The following is a 14376-nucleotide window of genomic DNA, read 5'->3' on the forward strand; positions in this document are numbered from 1 at the left end:
TTTACGAAACAAGGGCTTACGTCATTTCGGCCCGGCAGCGCTTCTGCGGCTCGGGCGCGTCGTGTCGTCGCCCTTTTTGCCCTACAAGCGCCAGGTAACGAGCGCCAGGCAGAGGTTGGTTTTGCAATGAACACCATTCCCGCGTTGAACGACGCAGGCGCGAAGGCGCAATTTCCGATACCTGCCAATGTTTTCGCCGAGACGGTGGTATCGGTGAAGCATTATACCGACCGTCTGTTTGCGTTCCGCATCACCCGTCCGCAATCGTTCCGATTCCGCTCGGGCGAGTTTGTCATGATCGGCCTGCCCAATGCCGAAAAGCCGGTCTTCCGCGCTTATTCGGTCGCCAGCCCGGCCTGGGACGACGAACTGGAATTCTTCTCGATCAAGGTGCCGGACGGCCCGCTGACCTCGCACCTGCAGAAGATCCAGGTCGGTGATACTGTCATCATGCGGCAGAAGCCGACCGGCACGCTGGTGCTGGATGCGCTGACGCCGGGCAAGCGGCTGTTCATGATCTCCACCGGCACGGGCATCGCGCCTTTCGCCAGCCTGCTGCGCGATCCCGATACCTATGAGAAGTTCGAGCAGGTCTATCTGACCCACACCTGCCGCGACATTGCCGAGCTGACCTATGGCCAGGAGCTGGTTTCGGCTCTGGAGAACGACCCGCTGATCGGCGAACTGACCGGTGGCCGGGTCACGCTCTACAACTCCACCACGCGCGAGGCTTCGGCCTGCATGGGCCGCATCACCGCGCTGATCGGTTCCGGCAAGTTCTATTCCGACCTCGGCATCGAACCGCTGGATCCGCAAACCGATCGCGTGATGATCTGCGGCTCCATGCACATGCTGAAGGACGTCAAGGAAATGGCCGAGGGGCTCGGCTTCGTCGAGGGCTCGCTGAGCCAGCCCGACAGTTTCGTCGTCGAGCGCGCCTTCGTCGGCTGATCGCCGGGACGCCAGCTGGACTGGCGGTTCGTTAGCCATCCCATGTCTACGGATCGCAGGATGCGGAGATCGGCATGGACGTTAGCAGGACGATCTGTCAGGCCATAAGCGGGTGGCGCCGGCTCCGCTTCACTTACAAGGACTGCGTCCGGATCGTCGATCCCTATATTCTCGGCTATGGCGAGAATGGCGCTCTCATTCTCTCGGCCGTGCAGGTGTCGGGCGGCAGCGGCCGAGGTTTTCGCAGTTTCGCCGTGCAGGACCTGGAAGCGCTTGCCGTCATCGCCGAAAAATTCTTCGGCAACCATCCGGACTACAACCCGCGCGACAGGTTTTTTCGGCGGATAGTCTGCCAGATCTGATTCCGCAAGACTGGTCCTTGACGTCTCAAGTTTTGTTCTTTACCGAGAAAAAACATTTGGAATGCGGCGCCGGTCGTTTCGGGTTTGGCGTGACGAAATGACCGCAGCGGGAGGACGATCATGATAACGAAACTCGCTGGCAAGACGGTGGTCATCACGGCTGCAGCGCAAGGCATCGGCCGGGCCAGCGCGCTTGCCTTCGCGGCTGTGGGTGCGAAGGTGCATGCCACAGACATCAACGAAACGGCACTGTCGGAGCTCACCGGAAAGTCCGGCATTTCAACCCGTCGGCTGGACGTGCTCAATAGCGCCGCGGTCGAAGCCGCCTTCGCCGAAATCGGCCCGGTCGACGTGCTGTTCAACTGCGCCGGCTTCGTCCATGCAGGCTCCATTCTGGAGATGAAGGAAGGCGATCTCGATTTCGCCTTCGACTTGAACGTCCGCGCCATGGTCCGCACCATCCGCGCTGCGCTGCCCGGCATGCTGGAGCGCGGCGATGGCGCGATCATTAACATGGCCTCCGTTGCCGGCGCGCCAAAGGGCGTGCCGAACCGCTTCGTCTATGGCGTCACCAAGGCGGCGGTTATCGGACTGACCAAGGCGGTGGCGGCGGACTATGTCGGCAAAGGCATCCGCTGCAACGCCATCTGCCCGGGCACGGTCGAAAGCCCGTCGCTGGAAGGCCGCATGCGCGCGGGTGGAGACTATGACGCGGCCCGCGCCGCCTTCATCGCCCGCCAGCCCATGGGCCGGCTGGGCACGCCTGAGGAAATCGCCCACCTCGCCGTCTATCTCGCCGGTGCTACCTATACGAGCGGGCAGGCGTATAACATCGATGGCGGCTGGTCGATCTGAGAGACCCTCCGCCGGGCGCGCGACGCGACTGTCCGCGCATCCCGTGCTCACATACTTAAAGTACGCTCCGCTCCGGTTCTCGAAAAGCCACGCCGTGCACCTAGGCGGACAGAGTTTTCAAACGGCTTCTCGGCCGTAATCAGGGAGACAAAATATGAAACTTCTGCGCTACGGCGAACCCGGTTCGGAAAAACCCGGCCTCCTGGATGCCGAGGGGTCGATCCGCGACCTGTCCGGCAAAGTGGCTGACATCGGCGGCGCGGGCATCTCACCTGAGGGCCTGGCGCAACTGGCGGCGCTCGATTCCGCCTCGCTGCCGAAGGTCGAGGGCCAGCCGCGTCTCGGTCCTTGTGTGGCGGGTACGGGAAAATTCATCTGCATCGGGTTGAACTATTCAGACCATGCCGCCGAGACCGGCGCCACCGTGCCGTCCGAGCCGATCATCTTCATGAAGGCGACTTCGGCCATCGTCGGCCCCGACGACGACGTGCTGATCCCGCGCGGTTCGGTCAAGACCGACTGGGAGGTCGAACTCGGCGTCGTCATCGGCAAGACGGCGAAGTACGTTTCCGAAGCCGAGGCGCTGGACTATGTCGCCGGCTACTGCGTTGCCCACGACGTGTCGGAGCGCGCCTTCCAGGCCGAGCGGCAGGGGCAGTGGACCAAGGGGAAGAGCTGCGACACGTTCGGTCCGACCGGTCCATGGCTGGTGACCAAGGACGAGGTCGCCGACCCGCAGAACCTTGCCATGTGGTTGAAGGTCAATGGCGAGACCATGCAGAACGGCTCGACGAAGACCATGGTCTACGGCGTGGCGCATCTCGTCTCCTATCTCAGCCAGTTCATGAGCCTGCAGCCCGGCGACATCATCTCGACCGGAACGCCGCCCGGCGTCGGGTTGGGCATGAAGCCGCAACGCTTCCTCAAGGCCGGCGATGTCGTCGAACTCGGCATCGAGGGACTGGGCACGCAGAAACAGAACATCAGGGCGGACGGGTAGGCGCTCTCTCCGCTCGCACGGGTGCGCCAAGCTTACTTGATAGCCTTCCTATCCGCATCGAACCGATAAGTCTTCGTCGGGTCCGGCGTTGCATAAAGCGTCGCGCCGGGCTCTGCATCGTAGACGCCGAAAATGCGCACCGTGATCAACCCGGTCTTTTCGCAGTCGAGATAGAGGTTGGTGTCGGCGCCGAGATGTTCGGCATGCACCACCGTGCCCTTCCAACTGCCCTTCTTCGGGTCTACCGTGATGTGCTCCGGACGGACGCCGATCGTTTTCGCCGTCTCGCCCAGCCGCCCGCCGTCGATGAAATTCATCTTCGGCGAGCCGATGAAACCGGCGACGAATTCGTTTGCCGGTGCATTGTAGAGCTCCATCGGCTTTCCGACCTGCTCGATGCGTCCGGCGTTGAGCACCACGATCTTGTCGGCCAGCGTCATCGCCTCGACCTGATCGTGGGTGACATAGATCATCGTCGCCTTCAGCCGCCGATGCAGTTGGGCGATTTCCAGCCGCGTGTTGACCCTGAGAGCCGCGTCGAGGTTCGACAGCGGTTCATCGAACAGGAACAGCTTCGGCTCGCGCACGACTGCGCGGCCAATGGCGACGCGCTGGCGCTGGCCGCCTGACAGTTCCGCCGGCCGGCGCTTGAGGTAGGGCTCCAGCGACAGCATCGACGACGCAATGCCGATGCGTCGGTCGATCTCGCTCGCCGCTTCGCCGGCCTGCTTGAGGCCGAGGCCCATATTGTCGCGCACGGTCAGGTGCGGGTAGAGCGCATAGGTCTGGAACACCATCGCGATGCCGCGCTTGGCCGGCGGCGTGGCGCTGACATCGCCGCCGTCGATCAGCACGCGACCCGAGGACGAATCCTCCAGACCGGCGATAACCCTGAGCAGCGTGGACTTGCCGCAGCCGGACGGCCCGACGAAGACGACGAACTCGCCATCCTCGACCGTCAGGTCGATGCCTTTCAGCACATCCACCTTGCCGAAGGATTTTTGCACATTCTCGATTGTCAGCGAGCCCAAGGCATTCCCCTTTGTTGAAGCCGGGGGTTGGAACGAAACATCCGGCTCGATAACAATCTCACAGCCGCACCGCCTTGCCGGTTCGCACGCTCTCGTCCGCCGCCAGGCAAACGGCCAGCGACTTCACCGCGTCGTCCATATGGCGGGTCAGGTCGATATCCTCGCGGATAGCCTTGAGCAGGAAGGCCTGTTCGGCGTCGCACAGTTCCTGATGGCCGGGTTCGCCTTGCATGGACAGAAGCTCGTCCGGATTGGCGAATTTCCCATCCGGTCCGGTCGTCGCGCTGTGCAGCCTTATGGTCGAGGTTTTCGTATGTGTATCGATGTCGTCGGATTTCACGCCTTCCGCCATGACGATCGATACGCAGCCGTTCGGCGAGATCACGTCCTTCACGAAGAAGGCGGTTTCCGAAATCATCGGACCCCAGCCGGCCTCGTACCAGCCGACCGAGCCGTCCTCGAACAGCACTTGCAGATGGCCGTAATTGTACATGTCCGACGCGATCTCGTCGGACAGCCGCACGCCCATGCCACGCACTTCCACCGGCCGGGTATCGGTGATCTGCAGCATGACATCGAGATAATGCACGCCGCAGTCGACGATCGGCGAGGTCGTCTGCATCAGTTGCTTGTGCGTGCCCCATGTTGCGCCAGAGGATTGCTGGTTCAAATTCATGCGGAAGACATAGGGGCCGCCGAGTTTGCGGGCCTCCGCGATCAGCCGCATCCATGATGGGTGATGGCGCAATATGTAGCCGACGACCAGCTTCTTGCCGTTAGCCTTCGCTGCATCGACGACGCGTTGCGCATCGGCGATCGTCGTGGCCAGCGGCTTTTCGACGAAGACATGACAGCCGGCTTCCAGCGCCCTCACGGCGTAGTCCGCATGGCTGTCCGAATAGGTGGCGATGGCGACGACATCCGGTCTCTCGGTGGCAATCGCCTCGTCGAAGGAACGGCGGATTTCCTGGCCGGACAGACCGCCCGGCAACGGCACGTCCGAACGGTTCACCAGCGCGGCGATCTCGAAGCCCGGATTCTGGTGATAGGCCAGCGCATGGCTGCGGCCCATATTGCCGAGCCCGGCAATGACGACACGCAGGGGGTTCAGCGACATGCTCATTTCACCGCTCCTGACGTGATGCCCCGGATCAGTTGCCGCGAGAAGATGACGTAAAGAACGAGCACCGGCAGGATGGCAAGCGACAGCGCCGCCAGCACGGCGTTCCAGTTGGTGACGAACTGGCCGAGGAAAAGCTGCGCGCCCAGCGTCACAGTCTTGGTGCTTTCCGACGGCGCCAGGATGAGCGGGAACCAGAGATCGTTCCAGATCGGGATCATGGTGAAGACGGCGACGGTCGCCATGGATGGCCGCACCAGCGGCAGCACGAGGCGGAAGAAGATCGTGTATTCGGACAGGCCGTCGATGCGGCCGGCGTTCTTGAGGTCGTCGGAGACGCCGCGCATGAACTCCGACAGGATGAACACGGCGAGCGGCAGCCCCTGCGCCGTATAGACCAGGATCAGCGCCGTCAGTGTGTTGACCAGCCCGCCGGCGACCATCATCTGCAGGATCGCCACGGTGCCCAGCCGGATCGGGATCATGATGCCGAGCGCCAGATAGAGCCCCATCAACGTGTTGCCGCGAAAGCGGTATTCCGACAAGGCGAAGGCCGCCATGGCGCCGAACAGGAGCACGAAGAACAGCGACGCGACCGTGACGACGATGCTGTTCTGGAAATAGAGAAGGAAGTCGCCCTGGTTCACCACCGTGGCGTAGCCGACGAGGTCGAACGTCGTGCCTGTCGGCGGCATCAGCGGCGTGCGGAAGATGGCGGCGCGCGACTTGAACGAATTGACGATGATCAGCACGACCGGAAACAGCGCGATGATCGTGTAGACGATCAGGATCGCATGTGCAGCAACCGAGCGTGGAAGGGAAGAAGTGGCGCGGCTCATCCTACCCCCTCAGAACTGGTAGCGACGCAGGCGCGTCTGGATGAGGAACAGATAGATGCACACGCCGGCCAGGATGATCAGGAACATCATCGTCGCGATTGCCGCACCCATATTGGGATTACCGACCTGGAGCTGGAAACCGAAGAAGGCGCGGTAGAGGAAGGTGCCAAGAATATCGGTCGAGTAGTTGGGGCCGGCAAGCGCGCCTTGCGCCGAGTAGATCAGGTCGAAGGCGTTGAAATTGCCGACGAAGGTGAGCACCGAAATAATGCCGATGGCCGGCAGGATTAGCGGCAGCTTTATCTTCCAGAATTGCGACCAGCCAGTCACGCCGTCGCATTCGGCCGCCTCGATCACTTCATCCGGGATCGACAAAAGGGCTGCATAAATCAGCATCATCGGGATGCCGACGAATTGCCATACGGAAATCAGGGCCAGCGTGGTCAGCGCATAGGCTTCCTTGCCGAGCCACGGCGTGAACAGGCTCTTCAGGCCGATCAGGTCGAGCAGGTTTGGCGCCACGCCCCAGAGCGGCGACAGGATGAGCTTCCAGGCAAAGCCGACAACGACAAAGGAAAGCACAGTCGGTACGAAAATGGCCGTGCGGTAGAAGGTGGAGAAACGCAGGCGAGGGCTGGACAGAAGCGCCGCCAGCAGGATGCCGATCGGGTTTTGCACGAGCATATGGACGATGAAGAACCATACATTGTTGCGCAGCGCGTTCCAGAAGCCAGCTGACCAATTCGGATCGCCGAACAGGGTGCGGAAATTCTGCAGGCCGACGAAGGTCTGGCTCCGCTCGATGTTGCGGAATAGGGAAAGCTGCAGCGTGCCGGCCAGCGGTAGGATCATGATCGCGGTATAGACCAGCACCGCCGGCGCCAGGAACACGAGGATGTGCCAGCGGAACGGTTTTTTCGGTGATGCTGTTGCGGCCATGGATGCGAGCCTGTTGAGAAGTTGGAGATTAGCCGCGCCCGCTGGGCCGGCACACCCTCCCCCTTGAGGGGAGGGCGGCGAGCAATCGTAGCGGAGCGAAGATTGAGAGCAGGGCTGGGGGTAGGTCAGCGTGGAGCGCTGCCTCGATCACCCCCGCCCGCGTCAAAAACCTCGCAAGCTCGGTCCTCCCCAAAAGGGGGGAGGGTAAAGTGCTCTTACTTAGCCGGCTTGTACCAGGCGTCGAGACCGTCCTGCAGTTTCTTGGCCGCGGCTTCCGGCGTATCGGTGCCATTGATCACATTGGCCGATTCCACCCAGGTCTCGTTCTCGAGGTTCGGGGTGCCGCGCGACAGGATCTGGTAGGTTGAGCGGATCGTCGGCTTGCACTTCTCGCGCCACGAGACGAACTCCTGCGCCAGCGGGTCTTCCATCTTCACTGGCGAGGAGTTCAGGCTGAAGAAGCCGGGCAGCGCGTTGGCATAGATGGTGGCGAATTCCGGCGAGGCGACCCAGGTGAGGAATTTCTTCGCCGCGTCAGCGTTCTTGGAGGCGGCGTTCAAACCCATGCCGATGTCGTTGTGGTCGGAGATGTAGCAGGTGTCGCCGGCCTTTTCGACCGGCGGCGGGAAGGCGCCCATCTTGAACTGCGCCTGCGTGTTGAACACCGAGATTTCCCATGAGCCGGACGGATAGATGGCGGCGCGCCCGAGCGTGAACAGGTTCTGGCTGTCGGGATAGGTTTGTGCCTCGAAGCCGTCGCCCAGATAGGGCTTCCATTTCGCCAGTTCGGCATAGGGAGCGACCCAGTCGGCGTCAGTCAGTTTCTGCTCGCCCTTGATAAGCGCCAGACGGCCTTCCTCGCCCTTCCAGTAGTTTGGACCGATGTTCTGATAGCCCATGGTCGCGGCTTCCCAGAGGTCCTTGGTGCCCATCGCCATCGGCACGTAGGTGCCGTCGGCCTTGATCTTGTCGAGCGCTGCGAAGAACTCGTCACGCGTCTGCGGCACCTTGATGCCGAGCTTGTCGAAAGCGTCCTTGTTGTAGATGAAGCCATGGATGACCGAGGCCATCGGCACGCAGAAATTCGCCTTGCCGTCGTCCGTGGTCCAAGCCGCCTTGGCGACATCGGAGAAGTTCTCCATGCCGGGCAGGGTGGTCAGGTCGGCGAGGTTCTTCTTGTTGTAGAGGTCGAGCGACTTGTCGAACGGGCGGCAGGTGATCAGGTCGCCGGCCGAACCTGCCTGAAGCTTGGCGCCGAGCGCGGCATCATACTCGGTTGGGGCCGACGGCGAGAACACGACCTTGATGCCGGGATTCTTGGCTTCGAACGCCGGGATCAGCTTCTCCTGCCAGATGGCGAGATCGTCGTTGCGCCAGCTTTCGATGTTCAGCGTCACGTCCTGGGCATGAGCGGTGCCGGCAGCGCCAAGCACGCTCGAACCCAGAAGAAGGGCGGTAAAGAGCTTCGTCTTCATTTTCAGTCTCCCAATTGACCTTTTTCAGGTTCGGCTTTGAAACGGTTGTGGGTGGTTTGCATCCTCCCCTCGATTGCGGACAGGGCCGGCCTGAGCTTCTGGCCGCTTTGGTCCAGCATTTTGTGTGCCGTATCGGCATCGGTCGCACCCGCTGCCAAAAGGATGGCGGCCTTGACGGAGCCACCGCTTTTCTCAAGCAGGCGAGAAGCCTCGCCATGGCTGCGGCCAGTGACCGCCGCGACGATGCGTGTGGCGCGGTCGCGCAGCTTGATGTTGTCTGCGGTCAAATTGACCATGTAGCCGTCATGCACATGTCCGAGATGGATGGCGGCCAGCGTCGACAGCATGTTGAGCGCGATCTTCTGCGCCGTGCCGGCGCCCATGCGGGTCGAGCCGGCGATGACTTCCGGCGGGGTCTTCAGGAGAATGGCGACGTCGGCTTGCTTGAACAGCGCTGCATCGGCGTTGTTGGCGATGGCGATGGTGGCCGCACCGCGCCTCCGGGCTTCTTCAAGCGCCCGCAAGGCGTAAGGCGTCGAGCCGCTGGCGGAGACGGCGATCAGGCAATCGCCCGCGCCGATCGACGCCGATGCAACAGCCTCCGTCGCTTCTTCCGTGTCGTCCTCGGCGGCCCCTGCAAGGGTGCGGAGCGCCTCGTCGCCGCCGGCCAGCAATATCGAGATGCGCTCGCGCTCGAGGCCGAACGTGCCGGGTAATTCCAGCGCATCGGCCAGCGCCATCAGCCCCGAGCTTCCGGCTGCCGCATAGGCGAGCCTGCCGCCGGCGCCAAGGCAATTGGCAACCAGGACGGCGGCTTGTGCGATGGCGGGAATGGCGTCGCGCACGGTGGCGGCGGCTTCAATCTGCGCGTCGGCCAGCGACCGCAGGATGGCGTCGGGAGCCTGGGCGTCGAGCCCGGGAGCATTCCTGTGCTGCGCCTCTGTGCGCGGTTCCGCCATCTGTTTCCTCCGAATGAAAGACAATACCAAAAAAATACCACTTGTCCACACGCATTAACGAGTTTTCAAACAGCCAAGGATGAAAGTGAGAAAAAATGATGATTTTCAATGAGATAAATCTTAACCGTTTGTCAGTGGAAATTAATCCTTGGTCAATTGGTATTTTATTGGTATGGTCAAATCGAGGAGACTCCAATTTGGATTTCGTGCTCGGCATCGACGGCGGCGGCACCAGTTGCAGGGCGGCTCTGGCCACTCCTGACGGCCGGATTCTGGCCCGCGCCAAGAGCGGGGCCGCCAATATACGCACCGATCTCACCGGCGCGCGAGACAACATCGTCGAGGCGGCGCGGCAGGCATTTCTTGCCGCCGGCCACACGCCGGAATTGATCGAAGCGACGCCGGCCGTTCTGGGGCTCGCCGGGGCCAATGTCGGCACCTATCGCCAGCAGTTGGAGACGATACTGCCTTTCAGCAAAAGCCGGGTCGAGACCGACGCCGAGATTGCCCTGGAAGGCGCCGTCGGCGGCGGCGATGGTGCAATGGCCATTCTCGGCACCGGCACGGCCTATATGGCGCGCAAGAATGGCAGTTCACGTGCCATAGGCGGCTGGGGCTTTCAGGTCGGCGATCAGGGCAGCGGCGCCCGCATCGGCCGCGATCTTCTCGAACAGACGCTGCTGGCCCATGATGGCATTCGCGCTGCCTCGCCGCTGACGGACGAGATGCTGGCAGTGTTCCGCGGCAATCCCGAGGATCTGGTCGAGTTTACCACCAACGCCAAACCAGGCGATTTCGGCGGCTTCGCGCCCAAGGTTTTTGAGCGCGCGGCGGCAGGCGATGCGGTGGCGAACTGGATCGTAGGCAAGGCGGTAGACGATGTCGAGGCGGCGCTCGGCGTGCTCAATCTGCGTGACGGCGATCCCTTGTGCTTGCTCGGCGGGCTGGCTCCGCTTTACGCCTTGCGCCTTTCGCCGCGTTATCAGGCATTGCTGAAGCCACCGCTGGACGATGCGCTGGGCGGCGCGGTGCGCATGGCTGTGCGCTTGTTTACCGATGCGGCGGAGGTCGCTCCATGAGCGAAGCTGCCGATAGCATCTTCTCAGGTTTGAAGCAGTCGCAGCAGGGCGGCGCGCCACTCTATTTGCAATTGCGGCGGAGCATCGAGGACGCCGTGAACCGCGGCGTGATCGGACCTGGCGATGCCCTCCCTTCCGAACGCGATATCGCCAGCAAGGCGGATATATCCCGCGTCACCGTGCGCAAGGCTGTCCAGGACCTGGTCAAGGGCGGCATCCTGGTGCAACGGCACGGTTCCGGCACCTTCGTTGCGCCGCGCATGGAGCGTGTCGAACAGTCGCTGTCGCGGCTGACCTCCTTCACCGAGGACATGGCGCGCCGCGGCATGGCGGTGCGGTCGCAGTGGCTGGACCGCGGCCTCTATGCGCCGTCGCCGGAAGAGATGATGGTTCTCGGCCTTGCATCGAGCGAACTGGTCGCGCGCGTCGCGCGCCTGCGCATCGCCAACGATACGCCGCTCGCTATCGAGCGTGCCTCCATTTCGGCCAGCGTGCTGCCTGATCCCGGCGCCATCGCGACCTCGCTCTATGCGGTGCTTGAGACCACCGGTAACCGGCCGGTCAGGGCGGTGCAGCGCATATCCGCCGCCAATCTCGGCGAAAGCGATGCGCAATTGCTCGAAGTGCCGGCAGGCTCGGCCACTTTGCGCATCGAGCGCATCTCCTATCTCGGCAGCGGCAAGGTGATCGAGTTCACCCGCTCCATCTATCGCGGCGATGCCTATGACTTCGTCGCCGAACTGCGCCTCGGTGTTGCAAGCGACGGCAATGGGGAGCGCTCATGACGGCCAAGACCCATATGCGGCGCGAGATCGAGGAAATTCCGCAAGCAGCGGCTCGCCTTCTCGACGGTTCAGGACCGGCGCTGACCGCCGCCGGCCGCGATATCCGCGCCCGCGATCCGAACTTCATCATCAGCGTGGCGCGCGGTTCGTCCGACCACGCCGCTACCTTCATCAAATACGCCGTCGAGCTGACTGCCGGGCTGGCTGTCGCCTCGGTGGGACCGTCGATCGCTTCCATCTACGGCGCGAAGCTGAGGCTGAACGGTTCGGCCTGCCTTGCGATATCGCAATCCGGAAAAAGTCCTGACATCGTCGCCATGGCTGAAAGCGCGCGCTCCCGCGGGGCGCTGACCGTCGCGCTGACCAACACAGCCGGGTCGCCGCTGGCCTCGGCCTGCGACCATGCCATCGACATTCTCGCCGGCCCGGAGCGCAGCGTCGCCGCGACCAAGACATTCGTCAACTCGGCGCTGGCAGGGCTCGCCTTGATGGCGCATTGCACGCAAGACACCAGCCTGTTGACGGCGCTCAGGCAACTGCCACAGCATTTCGAAAAGGCCATCGACTGCGACTGGATGGCGCTGGCCGGCGCGCTGGCGAACCACGGCTCGCTGTTCGTGCTCGGTCGGGGTCCGTCCTACGCCATCGCCAGCGAAGCGGCGCTAAAGTTCAAGGAAACCTGCGCCATGCATGCCGAGGCCTATAGCGCCGCCGAGGTGATGCACGGGCCGCTGGCTCTGGTCGGGCCGGGCTTTCCCGTGCTGACGCTGGCGGCGCGGGACGCATCGCACCGGTCGGTCGCCGAAGCGGCGGATGACCTCGCCGGCAAGGGTGCGGCCTCATTCATCACCAGCGACGGCGCGAAGAAGGCCATTTCGCTTCCGTTCGTCGCCACCGGTCACCCGCTGACCGACCCGTTGCCGCTCGTTGTGTCCTTCTATGCCTTCATCGAAGCCTTTGCCCGCCATCGAGGCCTCGATCCGGATACTCCGCCCAATCTGCGGAAGGTGACGGAGACGATATGAGAGCGCCCTTCGCCTTGACCGGCGCCCGGATTTTCGACGGCGATGATTGGCACGAAGGCGCTGCGCTGGTCATGCGCGACGGCCTGATCGAGGCCATCCTGCCGGAAGCGGCCGTGCAGCCGGACGTCGAACGCCTTGAGATCGGCGGGATCCTGGCGCCGGGTTTCGTCGATCTTCAGGTCAATGGCGGCGGCGGCGTCATGTTGAACGACCACCCGTCGGTTGAAGGCATCGGGACGATCTGCAGCGCGCACGCACCGTTCGGCACGACGTCGCTGCTGCCGACGCTGATCACCGATACGCCGGAGATCACGGCCAGCGCCGTCGCAGCCGGCGCTGAAGCTGCGCGACAGAAGGTGCCGGGCTTTCTTGGCCTGCATCTGGAGGGGCCGCACCTTTCGATCGGCCGCAAGGGCGCGCACGATCCCAAATTGATTCGACCGATGACCGCCGCCGATCAAGCCGCACTGATCGCGGCGCGGGAACAACTGCCGGTATTGCTCACCACCGTCGCGCCGGAATCCGCGACCGTCGAACAGGTTGCCGCATTGGCGCAGGCGGGAATCGTGGTCAGTCTCGGCCATTCGGACGTCAGCTACAAGACCGCTGTCATCTACGCAGCCGCCGGTTCATCGATGGTGACGCATCTGTTCAACGCCATGAGCCAGATCGGCAACCGCGAGCCGGGCCTTGCCGGCGCGGCGATTGACGATGGGCGTCTTTCGGCTGGCCTGATCGCGGATGGCATCCATGTCAATCTTTCCACGATAGAGATTGCCATGCGCGCCAAAATCGGTCCGGGCAAAATTTTCCTCGTCACCGACGCCATGGCCACCATCGGCACCGACATGACCTCGTTCACGCTTAACGGCCGCACCATCCACCGCAAGGACGGGCGCCTGACGCTGGCCGACGGCACGTTGGCTGGGGCCGACCTCGACATGATCTCCGCCGTGCGCTTCATCACACGGCTGCAGGGCAAGGATTTGACGGATGCCTTGCGCATGGCCTCGCTCTATCCAGCCGAAGCGGTGGGCCAGTCGCACCGGATCGGCCGGTTCGCGAACGGCACGGCGGCCGACGTCGTCGCCCTGTCGGACGATCTGGAGGTCAAGGGCGTCTGGATCGGTGGTGAAAGGGTCGTCGGCTGAAACCTTACGTTCCCAACAATGGAGGGCTCTAGACCGCTGCCCTGTCCGCCGCCGACCGGATAGCCTCGATGTTTTTCCGATAAGACTCGACGCTGTCGCCCTTGAAGATCGCCGCGCCTGCCACCAGCACGTCAGCTCCGGCTGCTGTCACCAGCGGCGCCGTCTCGGCCGTGATGCCGCCATCGATCTCGATGCGGATCGGCCGCGCGCCGATCATCGCCTTCACCCGCTTCACCTTATCGACGATGGAGGGAATGAAGGCCTGGCCGCCGAAACCGGGATTCACCGTCATGATCAGCACGAGATCGAGCCGGTCCAGCACATATTCGATTGCCGATTCAGGCGTCGCTGGATTGAGCGATACGCCGGCTTTCTTTCCGAGGTTCCTGATGCTCTGCAGCGAGCGGTCGAGATGCGGCCCGGCCTCGGCATGCACCGTCATGCCGTCGCAGCCGGCCTCGGCGAAGGCGGCCAGATAAGGATCCGCCGGCGCGATCATCAGATGGCAGTCGAAGAACTTGTCGGTGCGGCTGCGGATCGCCTTGATGACCGGCGGGCCGAAGGTGATGTTCGGCACGAAATGCCCGTCCATGACGTCGAGGTGGATCCAGTCGGCGCCCGCGACCGCGATTGCCTCGACCTCGTCTCCCAGCTTCGAGAAATCCGACGCCAGGACGGATGGCGCAATCAGTGTCTTGCCGGTCATGCCGATGCCTCTTTCTACAGGCCTCCGGCCTAGCTGGAGGAACGCCGGTTGTCGACCGGAATTTCTTCGCCTCCCGGGAGAGGAGAGGCGAAGGTCCTG

15 protein-coding genes are annotated in these 14376 nt (G+C 63.1%); 8 read left to right on the top strand and 7 right to left on the bottom strand.

The features are described 5' to 3' along the window. The first annotated feature begins 126 nt into the window (after positions 1–126). The 4 genes from ASD44_RS16075 to ASD44_RS16090 all read left to right on the top strand — a co-directional run bounded on the left by ASD44_RS16075 (position 127) and on the right by ASD44_RS16090 (position 3168). Positions 127–951 carry a ferredoxin--NADP reductase gene (locus ASD44_RS16075; protein WP_056114173.1) on the top strand — a complete coding sequence of 275 codons (825 nt, stop codon included), beginning with the start codon at positions 127–129 and terminating at the stop codon, positions 949–951. Positions 952–1025: 74 nt separating this feature from the next. After that, complete coding sequence (locus ASD44_RS16080; protein ID WP_056114176.1) at positions 1026–1313, top strand: hypothetical protein; 288 nt, start codon at positions 1026–1028, stop codon at positions 1311–1313. Between the two features lie 120 nt (positions 1314–1433). Next, positions 1434–2168, top strand: a complete 735-nt coding sequence (locus ASD44_RS16085) for an SDR family oxidoreductase (RefSeq protein WP_056114179.1) — start codon at positions 1434–1436, stop codon at positions 2166–2168. Between the two features lie 154 nt (positions 2169–2322). Then, positions 2323–3168 (top strand): fumarylacetoacetate hydrolase family protein, encoded by an 846-nt coding sequence (locus ASD44_RS16090; protein WP_056114181.1) that lies wholly within the window; start codon positions 2323–2325, stop codon positions 3166–3168. A 32-nt stretch (positions 3169–3200) separates the two neighbouring features. Here the strand turns inward: ASD44_RS16090 and ASD44_RS16095 are convergent, their stop codons facing one another. The 6 genes from ASD44_RS16095 to ASD44_RS16120 all read right to left on the bottom strand — a co-directional run bounded on the left by ASD44_RS16095 (position 3201) and on the right by ASD44_RS16120 (position 9531). Next, complete coding sequence (locus tag ASD44_RS16095; RefSeq protein WP_056114183.1) at positions 3201–4199, bottom strand: ABC transporter ATP-binding protein; 999 nt, start codon at positions 4197–4199, stop codon at positions 3201–3203. A 58-nt stretch (positions 4200–4257) separates the two neighbouring features. Continuing rightward, positions 4258–5322 (bottom strand): Gfo/Idh/MocA family oxidoreductase, encoded by a 1065-nt coding sequence (locus tag ASD44_RS16100; RefSeq protein WP_056114186.1) that lies wholly within the window; start codon positions 5320–5322, stop codon positions 4258–4260. After that, positions 5319–6158: a carbohydrate ABC transporter permease gene (locus ASD44_RS16105; protein WP_056114188.1), complete on the bottom strand. Its 840-nt coding sequence runs from the start codon at positions 6156–6158 to the stop codon at positions 5319–5321. The genes ASD44_RS16100 and ASD44_RS16105 overlap by 4 nt, the downstream gene beginning before the upstream one ends. 9 nt (positions 6159–6167) lie before the next feature. After that, complete coding sequence (locus ASD44_RS16110) at positions 6168–7097, bottom strand: sugar ABC transporter permease (protein ID WP_056114191.1); 930 nt, start codon at positions 7095–7097, stop codon at positions 6168–6170. A gap of 215 nt (positions 7098–7312) precedes the next feature. Beyond that, positions 7313–8572 carry an ABC transporter substrate-binding protein gene (locus ASD44_RS16115; protein WP_056114194.1) on the bottom strand — a complete coding sequence of 420 codons (1260 nt, stop codon included), beginning with the start codon at positions 8570–8572 and terminating at the stop codon, positions 7313–7315. Between the two features lie 2 nt (positions 8573–8574). After that, positions 8575–9531 carry an N-acetylmuramic acid 6-phosphate etherase gene (locus ASD44_RS16120; RefSeq protein ID WP_056114197.1) on the bottom strand — a complete coding sequence of 319 codons (957 nt, stop codon included), beginning with the start codon at positions 9529–9531 and terminating at the stop codon, positions 8575–8577. Positions 9532–9728: 197 nt separating this feature from the next. Here ASD44_RS16120 and ASD44_RS16125 point away from each other — a divergent pair, with 197 nt between their 5' ends. From ASD44_RS16125 to nagA, 4 genes are read left to right on the top strand one after another with little or no spacing between them, the layout of a single operon-like run. Then, positions 9729–10610, top strand: a complete 882-nt coding sequence (locus ASD44_RS16125; RefSeq protein WP_056114200.1) for an N-acetylglucosamine kinase — start codon at positions 9729–9731, stop codon at positions 10608–10610. Beyond that, positions 10607–11395, top strand: a complete 789-nt coding sequence (locus ASD44_RS16130; protein ID WP_056114204.1) for a GntR family transcriptional regulator — start codon at positions 10607–10609, stop codon at positions 11393–11395. The genes ASD44_RS16125 and ASD44_RS16130 overlap by 4 nt, the downstream gene beginning before the upstream one ends. Further along, on the top strand, positions 11392–12420 hold the full coding sequence (locus ASD44_RS16135) for an SIS domain-containing protein (protein WP_056114207.1): 1029 nt from the start codon (positions 11392–11394) through the stop codon (positions 12418–12420). Before ASD44_RS16130 ends, ASD44_RS16135 begins: the two co-directional genes overlap by 4 nt. Further along, positions 12417–13571 (top strand): N-acetylglucosamine-6-phosphate deacetylase, encoded by a 1155-nt coding sequence (gene nagA, locus ASD44_RS16140; protein WP_056114210.1) that lies wholly within the window; start codon positions 12417–12419, stop codon positions 13569–13571. Before ASD44_RS16135 ends, nagA begins: the two co-directional genes overlap by 4 nt. 28 nt (positions 13572–13599) lie before the next feature. On the opposite strand, the gene rpe is transcribed toward nagA, so the two are convergent. Continuing rightward, entirely contained in the window at positions 13600–14277 is a 678-nt protein-coding gene (gene rpe, locus ASD44_RS16145) for a ribulose-phosphate 3-epimerase (RefSeq protein WP_056114215.1), read from the bottom strand. Positions 14278–14376 lie beyond the last annotated feature (99 nt).

The organism is Mesorhizobium sp. Root554, assembly GCF_001427025.1.
Classification (GTDB): Bacteria; Pseudomonadota; Alphaproteobacteria; order Rhizobiales; family Rhizobiaceae; genus Mesorhizobium.